The 18,382-nt window shown below is 66.4% G+C and carries 14 protein-coding genes and 1 tRNA gene; 9 read left to right on the top strand and 6 right to left on the bottom strand.

The window, feature by feature from the left end:
- Positions 1-355 precede the first annotated feature (355 nt).
- The 3 genes from mksF to mksB are packed head-to-tail and all read right to left on the bottom strand — an operon-like array spanning position 356 to position 5,083.
- Positions 356-3,157, bottom strand: a complete 2,802-nt coding sequence (mksF, locus tag PVZ72_RS11220) for an Mks condensin complex protein MksF (protein WP_273861916.1) — start codon at positions 3,155-3,157, stop codon at positions 356-358.
- Complete coding sequence (gene mksE / locus PVZ72_RS11215) at positions 3,154-3,831, bottom strand: Mks condensin complex protein MksE (RefSeq protein WP_273861915.1); 678 nt, start codon at positions 3,829-3,831, stop codon at positions 3,154-3,156. Before mksE ends, mksF begins: the two co-directional genes overlap by 4 nt.
- Positions 3,821-5,083 carry an Mks condensin complex protein MksB gene (gene mksB / locus PVZ72_RS11210; RefSeq protein ID WP_273861914.1) on the bottom strand — a complete coding sequence of 421 codons (1,263 nt, stop codon included), beginning with the start codon at positions 5,081-5,083 and terminating at the stop codon, positions 3,821-3,823. The genes mksE and mksB overlap by 11 nt, the downstream gene beginning before the upstream one ends.
- 161 nt (positions 5,084-5,244) lie before the next feature.
- Between mksB and PVZ72_RS11205 the strand changes: the two genes are divergently transcribed.
- Positions 5,245-6,075: an energy transducer TonB gene (locus PVZ72_RS11205; RefSeq protein WP_273861913.1), complete on the top strand. Its 831-nt coding sequence runs from the start codon at positions 5,245-5,247 to the stop codon at positions 6,073-6,075.
- Positions 6,072-6,524: a ribosomal protein S18-alanine N-acetyltransferase gene (gene rimI, locus PVZ72_RS11200; protein ID WP_133861595.1), complete on the top strand. Its 453-nt coding sequence runs from the start codon at positions 6,072-6,074 to the stop codon at positions 6,522-6,524. Before PVZ72_RS11205 ends, rimI begins: the two co-directional genes overlap by 4 nt.
- Positions 6,525-6,537: 13 nt before the next feature.
- On the opposite strand, the gene PVZ72_RS11195 is transcribed toward rimI, so the two are convergent.
- On the bottom strand, positions 6,538-7,071 hold the full coding sequence (locus tag PVZ72_RS11195; RefSeq protein WP_133861594.1) for a hypothetical protein: 534 nt from the start codon (positions 7,069-7,071) through the stop codon (positions 6,538-6,540).
- A 127-nt stretch (positions 7,072-7,198) separates the two neighbouring features.
- Between PVZ72_RS11195 and otsB the strand changes: the two genes are divergently transcribed.
- Both otsB and otsA read left to right on the top strand, forming a co-directional pair.
- Positions 7,199-7,957: a trehalose-phosphatase gene (otsB, locus tag PVZ72_RS11190; protein WP_133861593.1), complete on the top strand. Its 759-nt coding sequence runs from the start codon at positions 7,199-7,201 to the stop codon at positions 7,955-7,957.
- Position 7,958: 1 nt separating this feature from the next.
- Positions 7,959-9,410, top strand: a complete 1,452-nt coding sequence (gene otsA / locus PVZ72_RS11185) for an alpha,alpha-trehalose-phosphate synthase (UDP-forming) (RefSeq protein ID WP_273861912.1) — start codon at positions 7,959-7,961, stop codon at positions 9,408-9,410.
- Between the two features lie 435 nt (positions 9,411-9,845).
- Here the strand turns inward: otsA and PVZ72_RS11180 are convergent.
- Both PVZ72_RS11180 and PVZ72_RS11175 read right to left on the bottom strand, forming a co-directional pair.
- Positions 9,846-9,922, bottom strand: a tRNA-Met gene (locus tag PVZ72_RS11180).
- A 109-nt stretch (positions 9,923-10,031) separates the two neighbouring features.
- Positions 10,032-10,946, bottom strand: coding sequence for a MurR/RpiR family transcriptional regulator (locus PVZ72_RS11175; RefSeq protein ID WP_133861591.1), 915 nt, complete (start codon positions 10,944-10,946; stop codon positions 10,032-10,034).
- Positions 10,947-11,176: 230 nt separating this feature from the next.
- Here PVZ72_RS11175 and PVZ72_RS11170 point away from each other — a divergent pair, with 230 nt between their 5' ends.
- From PVZ72_RS11170 to iolD, 5 genes are read left to right on the top strand one after another with little or no spacing between them, the layout of a single operon-like run.
- The gene (locus tag PVZ72_RS11170) at positions 11,177-13,114 is read left to right on the top strand and encodes a bifunctional 5-dehydro-2-deoxygluconokinase/5-dehydro-2-deoxyphosphogluconate aldolase (protein WP_273861911.1); all 1,938 of its coding nucleotides are present in this window, start codon (positions 11,177-11,179) and stop codon (positions 13,112-13,114) included.
- Between the two features lie 25 nt (positions 13,115-13,139).
- The gene (gene iolE, locus PVZ72_RS11165; protein ID WP_273861910.1) at positions 13,140-14,036 is read left to right on the top strand and encodes a myo-inosose-2 dehydratase; all 897 of its coding nucleotides are present in this window, start codon (positions 13,140-13,142) and stop codon (positions 14,034-14,036) included.
- 11 nt (positions 14,037-14,047) lie between these two features.
- Positions 14,048-14,863, top strand: coding sequence for a 5-deoxy-glucuronate isomerase (gene iolB, locus PVZ72_RS11160; protein WP_273861909.1), 816 nt, complete (start codon positions 14,048-14,050; stop codon positions 14,861-14,863).
- Between the two features lie 50 nt (positions 14,864-14,913).
- The gene (locus PVZ72_RS11155) at positions 14,914-16,413 is read left to right on the top strand and encodes a CoA-acylating methylmalonate-semialdehyde dehydrogenase (RefSeq protein WP_133861587.1); all 1,500 of its coding nucleotides are present in this window, start codon (positions 14,914-14,916) and stop codon (positions 16,411-16,413) included.
- A 13-nt stretch (positions 16,414-16,426) separates the two neighbouring features.
- Positions 16,427-18,364, top strand: coding sequence for a 3D-(3,5/4)-trihydroxycyclohexane-1,2-dione acylhydrolase (decyclizing) (gene iolD, locus PVZ72_RS11150; RefSeq protein ID WP_273861908.1), 1,938 nt, complete (start codon positions 16,427-16,429; stop codon positions 18,362-18,364).
- Positions 18,365-18,382: the final 18 nt, after the last annotated feature.

Here is an 18,382-nt window from a genome sequence, read left to right as displayed (position 1 = left end):
CCCTCTCCCGGGGGGGAGGGGACCAAAAGGGCGCGGCGGCGGCATTGGAGCAGTGCCTGCTAGGCAGGTATAGCTTTACGTCCGCAAGAGCCCAAGAGCCACAACAGCCCGGCTGCGCCGGGCTGTTGTGTTGGAAGCACGGCACAGAATCATCGTAGGTTGGCGCTGAGCGCAGCGAAGCCCAACGATGAGGTCCGTTGCAGGCATCAAGCGAACGGCGGCGAGGCGGTGAGGGGGGGCTTCCGGATGTCGGGCTTCGCCAGGCTCAGCCCAACCTACCGCAGCACCTAAGGCGGCGTTACGCGAGCAGGAAAAAGCCCGGCATTGGCCGGGCTTTTTGCGTTCTGGAGAGCGCTCAAGCGGGTTCGGGCAGCGCCAGGTCGCGTTTGGCGATGTATTTCCAGTCGGCTTCGTCGATGTAGATGCCACCGGGGCCGCTGCCGCCTTCGAGGTCGATGGCGACCTGGGCGCTGACCTGGGGCTTGACGCTGGCCAGGATGGGCACGAAGCCCAGTTGCTGACTGGTTTCGATCAGCGCCTGCTGGTTGCGTTCGTCGATGTCGGCGGCTTCGTCCAGGTAGTAGGGCAGGCGGATCTTGGCGGCCTGCTCCCGGTCCATCAGGTGCAGCAACAGGTACATGTTGGTGAGTGCCTTGATGGTCATGGTGGTGCCGTTGGAGGCGGCGCCGTCGATGTCGGTGTGCAGAATCGGCTGGCCGCCCTGCTTGGTGATCTCGAAGGCCAACTCAAAGAGGTCCTTGAGGCCGAGCTGGTTGCCGTTGGCGGCCACCAGGCGTGCCAGGTATTCCTTGGCATCTTCGTTCTTCTGGTCCTGGCTGCTGTCCTGGGTGAGATCGAAGACCGAGAGGGTCTCGCCTTCCTCGTACTGACCCGCGCTGTGGATGATCTGGTCGATGTGCTTGAGCGCTTCCTTATTGGGCGCCAGGACGATGCGGAAGCTCTCCAGGTTGGAGACCTGCTTGCGATTGATCTCGCGGTTGAACAGCTGCAGCTGGTGTTCGAGGTTGTCGTAGTCGCTGCGGATGTTTCTCAGCGTCCGGGCGATGTCGGTGACGGCAGCGCGGCGGGCCTTGGCCAGGGTCAGGGCTTCGTCCTGGCGATGGGCATAGGCATTCACCAGCAGCTGCAGGCGGCGCTCGGGATCTTCCTCGTTGTCGAACTTGGCGACGCCCTTGAGGCGGACCTGAGCATAGAGCGCCTCGATCTGGGTGTCCGCGCGCTGCAGGGCCTGCCAGCTGTCCTGGTAGTCGTTGAGCAGCGGCAGCAGGTTCTCCAGGGAATCGTCCACCGCTTCCATGAAGGGCGTGCCCGGGGGCAGGTCGGTGGGCAGCAGCTGGCGGCGGCGCAGGGCGTCGGCCAGGGTACGGTCCCTGGCTTCCAGGTCGGCGAGCTGGCGGCCAATCAGTTGCAGCCTGGCGGAGAGTTGCTGGACACGTTCGGTGAAGGCATCGCCGGCGCGTCTCAGTTCGTCCTGGGCGGCTTCCAGCTGGGCCAGCTGTTCGAGCTTTTCGTTTTCCTCGGCACCGAGGGTCTGGCAGCGACGGAAGTCTTCCAGGGCCTTTTGCGCATCCAGTACCTGCTGGTAGAGCACCTCCGCCTGGGCCTTGCTGGCCTGGCGATCGACGCTGACGCCCTGCTGGGCCTTGAGTTGCTTGAGCTCGCGCTCCAGACGGTCCTTCTGGTCACGCAGCGCGGCGCGATCGGCCAGGGCCTGCAGGGTGGGTGGCTCGATCCCCGAGAGGTCGAGGGACAGGCCCGGCAATTCGAGGCGATCGCCCTGGAAACGCGCCAGGATGCCTTCGAAGGTCTTTACCCAACTGCCGTCTTCCGCCAGTTCGACACCCCTGGGGCCGAGCGGCAGGCTGAACAGCTGGCCGTTGAACAGCCGCATCAGGCGGTCGACGTCGGCCTGGCTGAATTCTTCACGCAGGCGGGCATAGCTGTTGTTGTCGGCGTGGTCGAGTTGCTGGCGAATCCCCTTGAGGCGCTGCTCCAGTTCGCGGACACGCTGGTCGAGGTCTTCGCTGCTGAACTGACTGGCCTGGGACAGGGCGCCGGCGAGTTCGTCGTGGGCGTCCTTGGCGGCCAGCAGCTGGGCTTCGAGGGGAGCGGTGGACTCCACCAGGGCGAAGCGGTGCTTGAGCTGGGCCAGCTCGGCGAGCCAGCGCTGCAGGCTGCTGATCTCGCGCTCGCGGCGCATCAATTCGCTGGTGCCGTCGCGCTGGCTCTGCTGCAGGCCATCCTGCTCCTGGCGATAGTGTTCGGTCTGGGTCAGGAGTTCGTCGCGGCGGTCGAGGGCATAGTGCTGCCAGCTGCCGAGCAGGCTGTCGAGCAAGGGCGAGAGGCGATGCAGCTTGCCCCTCAGGCGATCGCGCTGTTCGACGCCATTGGCCAGGGCTTCCACCAGCGGGCCGGCGGCGACCAGCGCCTGGTAGTCCTGCTCCATGCGGCGGACATCGCGGAAGGCTTCCTCGCAGGCGGCGATGTAGTCGACGCTGCCGGATCTCAGGCTGTGCTCGAAGGCATCGAGAAACAGCTGCTTGAGCTTGGCCGCGGTGATCTCGCGCATGTGCAGCAGGTTGATGAACAGGGCGCGGAAGGTCTTGAGACTCTGTTCGCTGGTGGATCGCAGCGGAATCAGCGTCAGGTCCAGGGGGATGCTGGTATGGCCGCCGACCAGCAGGCGGCGCAATTCATCGGGCTTGACCTCATAGGCCTTATGGCCGGCGCGCTCCAGGCTGGCGAACAGCTCGCGCTGGCGCAGGCAGGCGCCGTCGCGCTGGTAGTGGGCCAGGTCCAGTTCGCCGGCATAGGCGAAGAACTGGTGACCGAAGCCGCCCCCCGGGCCGCGACCGGCCACGCCGATGACGTGGGGGCCGTGGGCCAGGCGCAGCTCGATGAGGATGTAGCTGGTGTCGGTGGCGAAGTAGAACTTGCGCGACTGCTCGTTGCTGTACTTGCCGAAGCTCATGTCGGAGAGCCGCGCCAGAATGGGAAATTGCAGGGCGTTGATCGAGGCGCTCTTGCCCAGGTTGTTGGCGCCATAGACCGACAGCGGCTGTTCCAGCGGAAAGAGGCCGAGGCTGTAGCCGGCGGTGTTGAGCAGGGCGAAGCGGCTGATGCCGTAGCGGATCATAGGTCGAACTCCCGTTCTGCGGCGATGGCGCGGGCCAGGGCGGCCTCTTCGTCATCCTCGTCGGCGCCTTCCTGCGCGGTGCCGTCTTCGTCGCTGGCGAGGGTTGGCGTCGGCAGTGGCAGGTCGCTGGCATGCAGGCCGGCGGCCAGGTCGCGATCCTGTTGCACGGTCAGGCAGACATCGAGGAAGCGGTGCATGGGCGGCAGGAAACGGTAGGTGCCGTTGCTGTCCAGGGCGAAGCCGAGCTGGGTCAGGCGGCGCAGGATCTTTTCCTCCAGCTCTTCCTGGGTGGTGACCTCGGCCTGCAGGAAGAGGTCGCGGTACTTGTCCAGCAGCGCCGGCAGTTCGTGGCGGCCCAGGGTACCGCCATCGAGCACGGCCAGCGGATCGCGACCCTGGTCGGCCAGGTGCTCGACCAGGATGAAGGTGAACAGCGCCAGGCGCTGGGCGGTCTTGTTGACCTGGGCGCCCATCTGCTCGGGCACGAAGTAGTAAAAGCCGCGCGGATCGCAGACCAGTTCGAAGCCGAGGGCGCGGAACAGCGCGCGGTACTGGTCCTGCTGCTGGCTGAGCTGGGCATAGCTCTCGGGCTCGCTGCGGGACAGGTGATAGCCCTTGAACAGCTCGCGGAAGATGGGCGCGAGCTGGGTCATTTCATTGAGGTCAAGTTGCATGGGCGTCGCTCGCGGGAGATCGGGCGGTCAGGGCGTAGGAGCACAGGCTGACGCGGTGTTCGAGGGTGTCGTAGTGGCGGCGGTCCAGGCGCTGGCGCTGGAAGCGCGCATCGCGGGACAGGCGCGAGAACCAGTAGAGCAGCTCGTCGGTGTCGCCGGCCGGCTCCTGTTCCAGCAGCCAGGCCATGAGGTCGGGCAGCGGCAGGGCGTCCTGGCAGAGATCGAGCATCTCGCGGGCGGTACGGGGCGCGGCCGGGCGTTCGCTGTCACGCGGGCGACTGGTCTGGCTGGGGAAGCGCGCCGGCTTGGGCTCGAAGCGGGCCAGGGCGTAGACATAGCTTTCCACCTGGGCGGTGGTGCCGAGGAAGACGCTCTGTGGCCGGCTGAACAGCGGCAAGGCGGCCTGGGGCACGGCGTCGAGACCCTTGCGGCGAATGGTGGCCAGGGCCAGGGCGGCGCCCCGGGTCACGGCGTTGTGCCGGCGTGCCTCTTCGCGCAGCGGCAAGAGCAGTTCGCGGGCGCGTCTGAGGGCCAGCTGGGCGGCGTTGTGCATCTCCAGGATGCGCGCCTGGGTGCGCAGCAGCAGGTCGTCGTCGACCAGGTGGCCTAGGCGCTGCTGTTCACCCAGCAGGTGCAGCAGGACCTGCTCGACGCGATGCACGCCACGTTCGAAGGCGCCGTCGGCGGCCACCAGCTGGATCATCGGCTCGACGTACTCGTCCCAGGTGGCCAGCACCTCGGCATAGCGCTGGCGCAGGGGGATCTGGCGATCGCTGGTCTTGGCCCGCTCGGCCACGCCTTCCAGGGCATGGCCATCGTTGGCCAGCTTCTTGAGGACGTCGCGCACGCGCATGTCCAGCAGACGCAGCTGGCGCGCCAGGTCCGGGCCGTCGCGGTTGTCGAAGGCTTCGCGGATGTGACCGGCGAGGCGTTCCAGGTGGCGCAGGTAGGCCTCGATCTCCAGGCAGAGGCCCAGGCGGTGCTCGCGCCTGAGGTAGCCGAGGAAGTCGTGGATCTGGCCATTGAGTTCGAAGCGGTTGGGGCTCTTGGCCACCGGCACCAGGATGTCGAGGCGGATCCAGGTGTCCAGCAGCGCCGTAAGGTCGGCAGGCGTGCGTTCGGGCAACTGCTCGGCAAGGCGGGCGCGCAGTTCGACCAGGCCCAGGGTACCGCTGTCGAAGTGGGTGCACAGCGGGTCGATGAGGTGCCAGTGTTCGGCGAGGGTACGCAGGACGCGTTTGGGGTCGATCATGGCGGGGACCGCACCAGACAAAAGCGCCATTGTACTCCAGACGCCAGAGCCTTCGGTGTGATCGCGGTGGGACCGATGGGCAGGGTGGCCTTTCGATCCAGGGCGATCCGGGCGACAATGCCGCCCCGCATAATTCCCTCGCGTGTCCGAAGGATCCGCCCATGTCCGATCCCACCCCTTCCGCCAGCCCCTCGCTTGCCGCCGAGGCGCGTCGTCGCGCCTATCTGCAGGCGTTGCAGCTGGATGTCTGGGTGCCGCGCACGGTGTTGCCCTTCGCCGCGCCTTCGCGCCCGGAAGCCCTGTGGGTCGAGGAGCCGGAAGCGGCGCCTGTCGTGGCTCGGGTGGTACGCCCGGAGCCGGTGGCCAAGACCGCGCCGGCCGCTGCGGTAGCCGAGGCACCGCCGGCGAATCGGCCGCGCATCGAGATCCCGCGACCTGCGGCGTTGAAGCCGGCTGCGCCCCCCGTGGCCGAGCCGGAACCGGAACGTGCGCCGCCGCCAGCGCGGGAGCCGGCGCCCCGTTTTGCCTTGCAGTTGTTGCAGGCCGGGCGCTGCCTGCTGCTGCTGGAGTTGCCTACCGGCGATACCCTGGGGGTGCGGGATCCGGCCTACCTGCTGCTCCGGGATCTGCTGCGCGCTGCCGGCCTGCCGGACACGCCGCGGATCGTCAGTGAAGAGCCCATTCGCTGGCCACTGCTCAACAACGGTCAACTCGACCAGGGGCCGGCGGCGGCCGCTGAATTCGTGCAGAGCTTCGTCTCGGGGCACCAGGAGCGCCTGGGCGAGGGCCTGGGACTCTGGCTGATCGGTGTGGCCGCGCGACGCTACAGCGGGGTCGAGGATGCGCAGCTCACGGGGGTGGAGCGGGACACCGCCCTGGGCCCGGCCTGGCTGGTGCCGGGACTGGATATCCTGATGGAAGAGCCGGCCGCCAAGGCCGCGCTCTGGCAAGCCATGCGCCCGTTGCGGCGCCGCTGGATGGAACAGCAATGAACGATGCGGTGAGCTTTCGGCGGATGACCGAAGCCGATCTGAACACGGTGTTGAAGATCGAATATCAGGCCTTCAGCCATCCCTGGACCCGCGGCATCTTCACCGATGCGCTCAGGTCCTACGACTGCTGGGTGATGACGGCTGGCGAGCAGCAGGTGGGGCACGGGGTGATCAACGTCATTCTCGACGAGGCCCATCTGCTCAATATCACCATCAAGCCGGAAAGCCAGGGCCGGGGACTCGGCCTGCGGCTGCTGGAACACCTGCTGCAGGAAGCGCGCAAGGCCAAGGCCAACGAGTGTTTCCTGGAGGTGCGCGCCAGCAATCAGTCGGCCTATCGGCTGTACGAACGCTATGGCTTCAACGAGATCGGCCGCCGGCGGGACTATTATCCCGCGGTCGGCGGCCGGGAAGATGCGCTGGTGATGGCCTGTACGCTGCTCGACTAGGCCGTCAGCGGCCTCAGTGATCGGCGCGTTTTTCGTCCAGATCCAGGCTGGTGTCGCCGGCGAGGTCTTCGTCGTTCGCATCCAGATCGGCGTAGCGGGCCTCTCGCTGGGTCTCGGCTTCGTTGGGTGCGTCGGCTTCGCCGTCCCAGGCCTCGCCATCCAGCGGATGGCTGCGACCGAGTTCGGCTTCGTCCTGACCGGAGCCGCCGCCGATGTCGCTGTCCTCGACCACGCTCAGTTCCTTGTCGTTCGGCCAGGCATCGCCGTAGTCGGTCGGCGAGCGCGCGCCGGTTTCGTCCAGCAGGGTCTCGGGGCTGGCGTCGTCCATCGTCGGTTGATGATCCAGGGTTTCGCCGCCGGTCATGCCGGCCTGGCGCACGCGCTCTTCGGGAAACTGGCCTTCATAGTCGCGCTCGTCCATTTCGTCGCCGATGCGACCACCGCGCTCGTCCTTGCGATCGCTGAAGTCGAGTTCGCGCATGTCACCCATGCGGTCCTGAATGTCGTCGATCTCTTCGGGGGTCTTGGTGATGTCGGGCTTGTTCATGGTGGTCTCCAAAGGCAGGGCTGCTAGAGCATCTCCCTGAATCCGACTACGCGCCGGCAAGGGGAATTCCTCGGCACCGCCGGAAGATGTGAACGAACCATACGATGACCCGGCAGTCGTACCTTCCATGATCGACCTCGACAGCCTCACCTCATCGGGCCAGCCGCTGGCCTTCTTCTTCGATCTGGATGGCACCCTGGCAGAATTGCAGCCACGTCCGGAACAGGTTTTCATTCCCGCCGAAACCCTCGCTGCCCTTGAACAGCTGGCGCGCCACCATGGCGTCGCCGTGGTTTCCGGGCGGCCGCTGGCGGAGATCGACGGCTTCACGGCGCCGCTGCGGCTGCCAGCGGCTGGCGTCCATGGCGCCGAGTGGCGCGATCCCCAGGGCGAGATCCATCGGGTGAGCCTGGATGCGGAGATGCTGGCGCACGTCGGTCGGCGCCTGGAGACCGCACTGGCGGCGCATCCGGACCTGCTGCTCGAACGCAAGAGCGTGGCCTTCGCCCTGCACTATCGCCAGGCGCCGGACAAGGAAGCCCTGGTTCGCGAACTGGCTGAAGGCATCGCCGCCGACCATCCCGAATTCAAGTTGCAGCCGGGCAAGTGCGTCTTCGAACTCAAGCCCGCTGCGGCGAGCAAGGGCGAGGCCATCGCCCGTTTTCTCGAACTGGAACCCTTTGCCGGCTGCCTGCCGGTGTTTCTCGGTGACGATCGCACCGATGAAGAGGGGTTCACTGTCGTCAATGCGCGAGGCGGTCTGACCGTCAAGGTAGGGGAGGGGGAGACGGTCGCCAAGACCCGCCTGCCTTCGGTGGAAGCGGTAGCCCTCTGGCTGCAGCAGCTGAGCCGTGACCTCGCGCCACATTATAAGCAAGGAGACTAGGATGAGCCGTTTAGTGGTGGTATCGAATCGGGTGGCCCCGATCGAGGAAGGCAAGGCGACCGCGGGTGGTCTGGCGGTGGGTGTCCTGGACGCCCTGCGCAAGTCGGGTGGCATCTGGTTCGGCTGGAATGGCGATACGGTCAAGGAAAACGGGCCGGCCAAGACCCAGACCAAGGACAATATCGACTATGTGACCTTCGGCCTGACCAAGCGCGACTACGACCACTACTACCGCGGCTTCTCCAACGCCACCCTCTGGCCGATCTTCCATTATCGAATCGACCTGGCGCGTTACAACCGTGAAGAGTACGACGGCTATCGACGCGTCAACATGGCGATGGCCGAGCGCCTGAAGCCCTTGCTCAAGCCCGATGACATCATCTGGGTGCACGACTACCACCTGATTCCCTTCGCCGAAGCCTGCCGCATGCTGGGCATTCGCAACCGCATCGGGTTCTTCCTGCACATTCCCTTCCCGGCGCCGGAGATCCTCACCGCCATCCCGCCGCATAACGAATTGCTCAAGACCCTGTGCTTCTATGACCTGATCGGCTTCCAGACCGATACCGACCAACTGGCCTTCCAGGACTACATCACCCGCGAGGTGCGTGGCGTGCTGGAGAAGGACGGCAGCCTGACCGCCTACGGTCATAACTTCCGGGTCGGCGTCTATCCCATCGGCGTAATGCCAGACGTCATCCAGAAGCAGGCCGAGTCCTATCGCACGCGGCGCCAGTTCATCTCGCGCAGCATCGAGGGCGTGCCCTACAAGACCATCGTCAGCGTCGACCGCCTCGACTATTCCAAGGGGCTGGTGGAGCGCTTCCAGGCGTTCGAAAAACTGCTGGAGCATTTCCCCGAGCATCATCGGGCGGTGCAGTTCGTGCAGATCGCGCCCTCGTCGCGGGCGGACGTGGTCTCCTACCAGAACATCCGGCGTCAGCTGGAGAGCCATGCCGGCCATATCAACGGCCATTTCTCCGAGCTGGACTGGACGCCGATCCGCTACCTGAACAAGAGCTACGACCGACGCACGGTGATGGGGCTGTTCCGCTCCTCCGACGTCGGCCTGGTGACGCCGTTGCGCGATGGCATGAACCTGGTGGCCAAGGAGTACGTGGCGGCCCAGGATCCGGAAAATCCGGGCGTGCTGGTGCTGTCGCGCTTCGCCGGTGCGGCGCGCGAACTCAATTCGGCGCTGATCGTGAATCCCTATGACCATGTCGGCATGGCCGAGGCGCTGGACCGGGCGCTGCGCATGCCGCTCGAAGAGCGCAAATCGCGCTACGAAGACATGATGCGGGTGATCCGCAAAGCGGATCTGGCCTCCTGGCGGGACAACTTCCTGCGCGATCTGCGGGCCTTCAGCTCCAAGGCGCTGGTGCAGTCCATCGAGACCCAGGACGCGGCTGCTACGGAAGAGCTGGAGAGCAAGCAGAAGGTCGCCCTGTAAGCGTGTTGCGCGGTGATTGAGCCCGGCTTAGGCCGGGCTTTTTCATGGGGTGAGGCTGAGATTTGGTGGGAAGGGGCCCTCACCCTGGCCCTGTCCCGAGGGGAGAGGGGACGAAGAGCGGTGCTAGTTGTGGCTTGGGTCTGCTTCTGCTGGACTCTTCCGGGGCGGGAAGGCTGTCCGGGGGGAGAGAGTGGGGCGGGGCCCTCACCCTGGCCCTCTCCCGAGGGGAGAGGGGACGAAGAGCGGTGCTAGCTGTGGCTTGGGTCTGCTTTTGCTGGACTTTTCCGTGGGCGGGAAGGCTGTCCGGGGGGAGAGCGGGGCAGGGCCCTCACCCTAGCCCTCTCCCGGAGGGAGAGGGGACTAAAAGCGGTGCCGCGGTGGGCTTTTTCGTGGGCAATAAAAAAGGGTCAGCTTACGCTGACCCTTGGAAATAGGTGGTGGCTACGCAGGGACTTGAACCCCGGACCCCAGCATTATGAATGCTATGCTCTAACCAGCTGAGCTACGTAGCCATCCGAGGCGCGCATTATTGGCAAGGCGCCGGTGGCTGTCAAGCCTTCTGCTCAAGAAATTTCTGTTTGTCGATCAAGCGTTTGCGCGGCCCCGCCGGGGCCGGTTCGGCTAGTCGTCCTCGTCCAGCGGCAGCTGGATCTCGTCCATCTTCAGCTCCAGGCGATAGCCCAGGGCCAGGAACAGCGCCTGGCACAGGCAGAGGGTGGCACTCAGCGACCGGAAGGCGAAGGCACTGCCTTCGTTGACCAGCAGCAGGGCATCGGCGCGCTTGGCCAGGGGCGAGAGATTGCTGTCGGTGATGATCAGCGTCTTGGCCTTGTGGTGCTGGGCGATGCGCACGCACTGCTGACTTTCCTTGCCATAGGGGCTGAAGCTGATGGCGATCAGCAGGTCGCCCTGGGCGATGCTGCGCATCTGTTCGCGATAGCCGCCACCCAGGCCGGTGATGAGGTGGATGCGCTTGTTGGTGTGCTGCAGGTTGTAGACCAGGTAGTCGGCCACGGCGAAGGAGCGGCGCACCCCCACCACATAGATGTTCTCGGCGTTCACCAGCAGGTCGACGGCCTTGTCGAAGGCGGCGTCGTCCAGTTCCTCGGCGAGTCGATCCAGCCCCGAGCGGGTGGCGTTGATGCACTCGCGGGCCAGATCGCCGCTGCTGGCGCGCTGGCTCTTGTTGGCGATCATGCTGCGGATGCGCTGCTGGTAGTTCTGTACCGGCGTGGTCTTGTGGGTGTAGGCCTCGCGAAACAGCGCCTGCATCTCGCTGAAGCCCTTGAAGCCGAAGCGCTGGGAGAAGCGCACGATGGCCGAGGGATGCACCTCGCACTGCCCGGCGATGTCGCTGATGCGATCGACCATGACCCTGTCGCTCTGCTGGCTGACATAGGCGGCCACCCGTTTCAGCTGGCGTGGCAGGGCCTCGTAGTCACGGGCGATGCAGGCCAGCAACTGCTCGACGTTGCCGGGGGGATCGGCCAGCGGCGCGCTGCTGAGGGGGTCGTCGGCCGGGGAGTCGGAGGACATGGGCTATCTCGCGGTAGGGATTCTTGTGCCGGCAACTTAACCCATTCGCCGGGCGGCGTCGAAGTGGGACGGCAGGCGCAGTGTACGCCAGTTATGGAAATTAAATTCCATAAAATCTCATGTGGAAAATTTGTTGATTTGTCCGCGGCGTCGTTCTAGCCTGAGCTCACTCACACGTTCGGCCCCTCGGGTCCGCGCGGTTGGCCGATAACAATAAGCAGGAGCCACCCATGGGTGATCATTTCTTCGCCAGCGGGCGCCAGTTGGACGTCATCTGCCTGGGGCGACTGGGCGTCGACCTCTATGCGCAGCAGATCGGGGCGCCACTGGAAGATGTCAGCAGCTTCGCCAAGTACCTGGGGGGATCCTCCGCCAACATCGCCTTCGGCACCGCGCGCCTGGGTCTGAAGTCGGCGATGCTGACCCGGGTCGGTGACGACCACATGGGCCGCTTCCTGACTCGGACGCTGGCGCAGGAAGGCTGCGACACCCGCGGCATCCAGGTGGATCGCGAGCGCCTCACCGCCCTGGTGCTGCTGGGCATCAAGGATCGCGAGACCTTTCCCCTGGTGTTCTATCGCGAGAATTGCGCCGACATGGCGCTGGGCGCGGACGACATCGACGAGGCCTTCATCGCCAGCGCCAAGGCACTGTTGATCACCGGTACCCACTTCTCCACCGAGGGGGTGTTCCAGGCCAGCAGCCGGGCGCTGGACTACGCCGAGCGCAACGGCGTGAAGCGGGTGCTGGACATCGACTACCGCCCGGTGCTCTGGGGGCTGACCGGCAAGGCCGATGGCGAGACCCGCTTCATCGCCAGTGCCGAGGTCAGCGCCCATGTGCAGCGCATCCTGCCGCGCTTCGACCTGGTGGTAGGCACCGAAGAGGAATTCCAGATCGCCGGGGGCAGCGAAGACCTGCTCACCGCCCTGCGCCGGGTCCGCGAGGTGACCGCGGCGACCCTGGTGGTCAAGCTTGGCGCCCAGGGCTGCACGGTGATCCAGGGTGCCATTCCGGCGCGTCTCGAGGAAGGCGAGATCCATCGCGGCATCCGCGTCGAGGTGCTCAATGTGCTGGGTGCGGGCGATGCCTTCATGTCCGGCTTCCTGCGCGGCTGGCTGACCGGCGGCAACGATGCCGAATGCTGCCGGCTGGCCAATGCCTGCGGCGGGCTGGTGGTGTCGCGCCACGGCTGCGCCCCGGCCATGCCGACCCTGGCCGAGCTGGATTACCTCAACCACAGTCCGATGCCCATCACCCGGCCCGACCTCGATCCCGTGCTCACCCGGTTGCACCGGGTCAGTACGCGGCGCCGCCAGTGGCAGCCGCTGTTCATCTTCGCCTTCGATCACCGCTACCAGCTGGTGGAGAGCGCTCAGCAGGTGGGCGCCGACCCGGCGCGGATTCCGGCGCTCAAGCAGCTGTTCGTCCAGGCCATCGCCGAGGTCGAGCAGGACCTGCAGCGTCAGGGTGTGGCCGCCGACGTCGGGTTGCTGGCCGACGAGCGCTTCGGCCAGGACGCCCTGAATGCCGCCAGCGGCCGCGGCTGGTGGATCGCCCGGCCGGTGGAGCTGCAGAATTCGCGACCGCTGGCCTTCGAGCATGGTCGCTCGGTGGGCAGCATCCTGCTGAGCTGGCCGAGCGAGCAGATCATCAAGTGCCTGGTGCAATTCCACCCCGATGACGAGCCGCTGCTGCGGCTGGAGCAGGAGGCTCAGCTCAAGGGGCTGTATGAAGCGGCCCAGGCCAGCGGTCATGAACTCCTGCTGGAGGTCATCCCACCGAAGAACCATGCCTCCAGCCGGCCGGACGTGCTCTATCGCGCCATCAAGCGACTGTACAACCTGGGCATCTATCCCGAGTGGTGGAAGATCGAGGCGCAGCCGGCCGCCGTCTGGAGGCAACTCGACCAGTTGATCGCCGAACGCGATCCCCATTGCCAGGGCGTGGTGGTGCTGGGCCTCAACGCCCCGGCCGAAGAGTTGGCCGAGGGCTTTCGTCAGGCCAGCGCCAGCCAGCGCTGCCAGGGCTTCGCCGTGGGCCGGACCATCTTCGCCCAGCCGAGTCGGGCCTGGCTGGCCGGCGAGATCGACGACCGTGCGCTGGTCGCGCAGATCCGCAGCAACTTCGAATTCCTGATCCAGGCCTGGCGCGACGCCCGCGCCTGATCGCCTCCTGACGAGCAGCTCCGACATGACCGCACAACAACTCAAGATCGGCATCAACCCTATCTCCTGGGCTAACGACGACCTGCCGGCCCTGGGCGGCGACACCCCGCTTGCGACCATCCTGCGCGAGGGCAAGGAAATCGGCTTCCAGGGCTTCGAGCTGGGCGGCAAGTTTCCCAGCGAGCCCAAGGCGCTGGGCGAGGTCCTCGGCCAGCATGACCTGGAGCTGGTGTCCGGCTGGTATTCCAGCGGCCTGGCGCACCGGGATGTTGAGGTCGAGATCGAGGCGATCCGTCCGCATTGCCGGCTGCTGGCCGAGAACGGCGCCAAGGTGCTGGTCTACGGCGAGGTGGCCGGCTCCATCCAGGGGCAGCGCCGGCCGCTGATCGAGCGACCGCGCTTCCACAGCGACGCCGCCTGGCAGGCCTATGCCGAGAAGCTCGATCGCCTGGCCGCCTTCACCCTGAGCCAGGGCCTGCGCCTGGCCTATCACCACCACATGGGCGCCTATGTGGAAGCGCCCGAGGACATCGCCCGGCTGATGGCGCTGACCTCTCCGGACGTCGGCCTGCTGTTCGATGCCGGCCATTGCTACATGGGCGGTGGCGATCCCCTGAGCGTGCTGCGGCAACATATCGACCGGGTCTGCCACGTGCACTTCAAGGACGTGCGCAAGGCCGTGGTGCAGCTGGCGCGCAACCACCAGTGGAGCTTTCCGGACTGCATCCTCAACGGGACCTTCACCGTGCCGGGTGACGGCGACATCGATTTCTCGGCATTGCTCAAGGTGCTGGTGGCTGCCGGCTATGAAGGCTGGCTGGTGGTGGAGGCCGAGCAGGACCCGGCCGTGGCGCCGGCCTACGAATACGCCAAGAAGGGCTACGACCATCTGCGCCAGCTGGTGGCGCAGGCCACTGCCTGAGGAGGAATCCGATGAATCTGCTCGTCAAAGCCGACCGTAGCGCCCGCGACATCGTCAGCGTCCCGGCCGGCGCCCTGGACTATGTCGGCTTCGCCGCCCATCGCCTGCAACCGGGGGAGTCCCTGCCGGTGCTGGCAGGCGATCTGGAGGTCTGCATCGTGCTGCTCAGCGGCGGCGCCAGTATCGAGGGCGGGCATCCGCAGCTGGGCGCCTTCGCCTGGCGCGGGCTGGCCGGTCGCCAGAGCGTCTTCGAAGACGTCTCGCCCTATGCCGCCTACCTGCCGCCCGGCAGCGAAGCGCGGGTGACCGCCGACAGCACCGCCGAAATCGCCATCTGCACCTCGCCCGGCAATCCGCTGGTGGCGGACCGGCTGCCACCGCGGCTGATCGAGCCGGCGAGCATGCAGCGATCCACCCGCGGCAAGGGCGCCAACACCCGCTATGTCTGCGACATCCTGCCGGACACGGTGGCGGCCCATTCGCTGCTGGTGGTGGAGGTGCGCACCCCGTCCGGGCATTCCTCCAGCTATCCGCCCCATCGCCATGACCGCGACAACCTGCCGGCGGAGAGTCTGCTGGAGGAGTCCTACTACCACCGCATCGATCCGGGGCAGGGCTTCGTCTTCCAGCGCGTCTACACCGACGAGCGTGACCTGGACCAGGCCATGGCGGTGGAAGACCACGACGTGGTGCTGGTGCCGCGCGGCTATCACCCGGTCAGCGTGCCCTATGGCTACGAGTCCTATTACCTCAACGTGATGGCCGGCCCCCGGCGCGTCTGGAAATTCCACAACGATCCGCAGCACGAGTGGCTGCTGACTCGCTAACCCCTTTCGCATTCGCCGTGGCGGCGACCCCAGGACACGAGGATCAGGACATGAGCGACACCCCCGTCATCGGGCACTACATCAACGGCGCGGTCTCGACCCAGGCCGAGCGTTTCAGCGACGTCTTCAATCCGGCCGAGGGCGTGGTCCAGGGGCGGGTCGCCCAGGCCACGGCGCAGACCGTGGACCAGGCGGTGGCGGCGGCCAAGGCGGCCTTTCCCGAGTGGTCCGAGCAATCGGCGCTGCGCCGGGCGCGCATCCTGTTCCGCTTCAAGGAGCTGCTCGACCAGCACCACCGGGAACTGGCGGCGCTGATCACCCGTGAGCACGGCAAGGTGCTGTCCGACGCCATGGGCGAGGTGACGCGCGGCATCGAGGTGGTGGAATTCGCCTGCGGCGCGCCGCACCTGGCCAAGACCAGCTACAGCGACAACATCGGCGGCGGCATCGACAACTGGAACCTGCGCCAGCCGCTGGGCGTGTGCGCCGGCATCACCCCCTTCAATTTCCCGGTGATGGTGCCGCTGTGGATGATTCCCATGGCGCTGGCCACCGGCAACACCTTCATCCTCAAGCCCTCCGAGCGCGATCCCTCCGCCAGCCTGCTGCTGGCCGAGCTGCTCAAGCAGGCCGGCTTGCCCGATGGCGTATTCAACGTGGTCCAGGGTGACAAGGTGGCGGTGGATGCGTTGTTGCAGCACCCGGACGTGGAGGCCATCTCCTTTGTCGGCTCCACCCCCATCGCCGAATACATCCACCAGGAAGGCACCCGCCGCGGCAAGCGCGTCCAGGCCCTGGGCGGTGCCAAGAACCACATGATCGTGATGCCCGACGCCGACCTGGACCAGGCCGCCGATGCCCTGATCGGCGCCGGCTTCGGTTCGGCCGGCGAGCGCTGCATGGCCATCTCCATTGCCGTGGCGGTGGGCGAGGTGGGTGATGCCCTGATCGAGAAACTGCTGCCGCGCATCGATGCCCTGCGGGTGCGCAACGGCGTGGAAGCCGACGCCGACATGGGGCCGCTGGTGACCGGCCAGCACAAGGCCAAGGTCGAGGGCTACATCACGAAAGGGGTGGAGGAGGGCGCCAGGCTGCTGGTCGACGGCCGCAACTTCAAGGTGCCCGGTGCCGAGCACGGCTTCTTCGTTGGCGCCACCCTGTTCGACGGCGTGACCCCGGAGATGACCATCTACCGGGAAGAGATTTTCGGCCCGGTGCTGGGCATCGTGCGGGTGCCGGACTTCGCCAGCGCGGTGGAACTGATCAACGCCCACGAATTCGGCAACGGCGTCTCCTGCTTCACCCGTGACGGCGGCATCGCCCGCGCCTTCGCCCGCACCATCAAGGTGGGCATGGTCGGCATCAACGTGCCCATCCCGGTGCCCATGGCCTGGCATTCCTTCGGTGGCTGGAAGAGATCCCTGTTCGGCGATCACCACGCCTATGGCGAGGAAGGCCTGCGCTTCTACACCCGCTACAAGAGCGTGATGCAGCGCTGGCCCGACAGCATCGCCAAGGGCGCCGAATTCAGCATGCCCACCGCCAAGTGACCGGGGAGAAGCCATGAGCACCCAACGTCTGACCATGGCCCAGGCCCTGGTGAAATTTCTCGACAACCAGTACCTCAGCGTCGATGGCGTCGAGACCAGATTCGTCGCCGGCGTCTTCACCATCTTCGGCCACGGCAACGTGCTCGGCCTGGGCCAGGCGCTGGAGCAGGAGGCCGGTGAGCTGGTGGTGCACCAGGGGCGCAACGAGCAGGGCATGGCCCATGCCGCCACGGGTTTCGCCAAGCAGAAGCTGCGTCGGCAGATCTATGCCTGCACCTCCTCGGTGGGGCCGGGCGCGGCCAACATGCTGACCGCCGCGGCCACCGCCACCGCCAACCGCATCCCGCTGCTGCTGTTGCCCGGCGACGTCTATGCCAGTCGCCAGCCCGATCCGGTGCTGCAGCAGATCGAGCAATTCCACGACCTGTCGATCAGCACCAACGATGCCTTCCGCGCGGTGAGCAAGTACTGGGATCGCATCAACCGCCCCGAGCAGCTGATGAGCGCGGCGATCAACGCCATGCGCGTGCTGACCGATCCGGCCGAGACCGGCGCCGTGACGCTGGCGCTGCCCCAGGATGTCCAGGGCGAGGCCTACGACTATCCCGACTACTTCTTCGCCAAGCGGGTGCACCGCCTGGATCGCCGGCCGCCAGTGGTCGCCGCCATCGCGGAGGCGGTGCAGCTGCTCAGGCGCAAGCGCAAGCCGCTGCTGATCTGTGGCGGCGGGGTGAAGTATTCCGGCGCCGCCGCGGCCCTGCAGCGCTTCGCCGAGCGCTTCGAGATTCCCTTCGCCGAGACCCAGGCCGGCAAGAGCGCCATCGTCTCCAGCCACGAACTCAATGTCGGCGGCATCGGCGAGACCGGCTGCCTGGCCGCCAACCTGCTGGCCCGGGAAGCGGATCTGATCATCGGCGTCGGCACCCGCTACACCGATTTCACCACCTCCTCGAAGTGGCTCTACCAGCATCCCGAGGTGGAATTCCTCAATCTCAACGTGGCCGCCTTCGACGCCGGCAAGCTTGATGGCCTAGCCGTGGTGGCCGATGCCCGCGAAGCCCTCGACGCCCTGACCGAGGCGCTAGGGGCTACCGACTACCGCGCCGGCTGGGGCGGCCAGGTGGGGGAGGCGCGTGAGCGCTATCGTCAGGAGGTGGAGCGGGTCTACACGGTCGGCTACACCGGCGCCGACTTCGTGCCGGAGATCGACGACGACCTGCCGCGCGCGGTGCTGGAGGAATTCGTCCGTCTGACCGGTTCGTCCCTGACCCAGAGCCAGGTGCTCGGCCGCCTCAACGAACGGCTGGACGACGACGCCATCATCGTCGCCGCCGCCGGCAGCCTGCCGGGTGACCTGCAGCGCGCCTGGCAGAGCAAGGGCGTCAACACCTACCACCTGGAATACGGCTATTCCTGCATGGGCTACGAAATCAACGCCGCCCTCGGCGTGAAGCTGGCCGAACCGGAGCGCGAGGTCTATGCGCTGGTGGGGGACGGTTCCTACCAGATGCTGCACTCAGAGCTGGCCACCTCCATCCAGGAGCGGCGCAAGATCAACGTGGTGCTGCTCGACAACATGACCTTCGGTTGCATCAACAACCTGCAGGTCGGCCACGGCATGGGCAGCTTCGGCACCGAATTCCGCTATCGCAATCCGGAGACCGGCAAGCTCGACGGCGACTTCGTGCCGGTGGACTTCGCCATGAGCGCCGCCGCCTACGGCTGCAAGACCTATAGCGTGCGCACCCTGGAGGAGCTGGAAGCGGCCCTGGTCGATGCCCGTCGGCAGACGGTCTCCACCCTGATCGACATCAAGGTGCTGCCCAAGACCATGCTGCACGGCTACCTGTCCTGGTGGCGGGTCGGCGGCGCCGAGGTCTCCACCAGCGAAAAGATCGCCGCCGTCGCCCGGGTGCTCAGGGAAAACGCCGCCCAGGCCCGCCAATACTGAGCGCCGCTCACTCCATAA

Origin of the sequence: Pseudomonas sp. LA5 (genome assembly GCF_028640825.1) — a bacterium.
In the GTDB taxonomy this organism is placed as follows: Bacteria; Pseudomonadota; Gammaproteobacteria; order Pseudomonadales; family Pseudomonadaceae; genus Chryseomonas; species Chryseomonas aestiva.
This window is presented reverse-complemented; position numbering and strand designations above follow the sequence as displayed.

Excerpts from the sequence above, each read along its gene's own strand:
- mksF (WP_273861916.1), bottom strand. The coding sequence starts at position 3,157 with ATGATCCGCTACGGCATCAGCCGCTTCGCCCTGCTCAACACCGCCGGC.
- mksE (WP_273861915.1), bottom strand. The coding sequence starts at position 3,831 with ATGCAACTTGACCTCAATGAAATGACCCAGCTCGCGCCCATCTTCCGC.
- mksB (WP_273861914.1), bottom strand. The coding sequence starts at position 5,083 with ATGATCGACCCCAAACGCGTCCTGCGTACCCTCGCCGAACACTGGCAC.
- PVZ72_RS11205 (WP_273861913.1), top strand. The coding sequence starts at position 5,245 with ATGTCCGATCCCACCCCTTCCGCCAGCCCCTCGCTTGCCGCCGAGGCG.
- rimI (WP_133861595.1), top strand. The coding sequence starts at position 6,072 with ATGAACGATGCGGTGAGCTTTCGGCGGATGACCGAAGCCGATCTGAAC.
- PVZ72_RS11195 (WP_133861594.1), bottom strand. The coding sequence starts at position 7,071 with ATGAACAAGCCCGACATCACCAAGACCCCCGAAGAGATCGACGACATT.
- otsB (WP_133861593.1), top strand. The coding sequence starts at position 7,199 with ATGATCGACCTCGACAGCCTCACCTCATCGGGCCAGCCGCTGGCCTTC.
- otsA (WP_273861912.1), top strand. The coding sequence starts at position 7,959 with ATGAGCCGTTTAGTGGTGGTATCGAATCGGGTGGCCCCGATCGAGGAA.
- PVZ72_RS11175 (WP_133861591.1), bottom strand. The coding sequence starts at position 10,946 with ATGTCCTCCGACTCCCCGGCCGACGACCCCCTCAGCAGCGCGCCGCTG.
- PVZ72_RS11170 (WP_273861911.1), top strand. The coding sequence starts at position 11,177 with ATGGGTGATCATTTCTTCGCCAGCGGGCGCCAGTTGGACGTCATCTGC.
- iolE (WP_273861910.1), top strand. The coding sequence starts at position 13,140 with ATGACCGCACAACAACTCAAGATCGGCATCAACCCTATCTCCTGGGCT.
- iolB (WP_273861909.1), top strand. The coding sequence starts at position 14,048 with ATGAATCTGCTCGTCAAAGCCGACCGTAGCGCCCGCGACATCGTCAGC.
- PVZ72_RS11155 (WP_133861587.1), top strand. The coding sequence starts at position 14,914 with ATGAGCGACACCCCCGTCATCGGGCACTACATCAACGGCGCGGTCTCG.
- iolD (WP_273861908.1), top strand. The coding sequence starts at position 16,427 with ATGAGCACCCAACGTCTGACCATGGCCCAGGCCCTGGTGAAATTTCTC.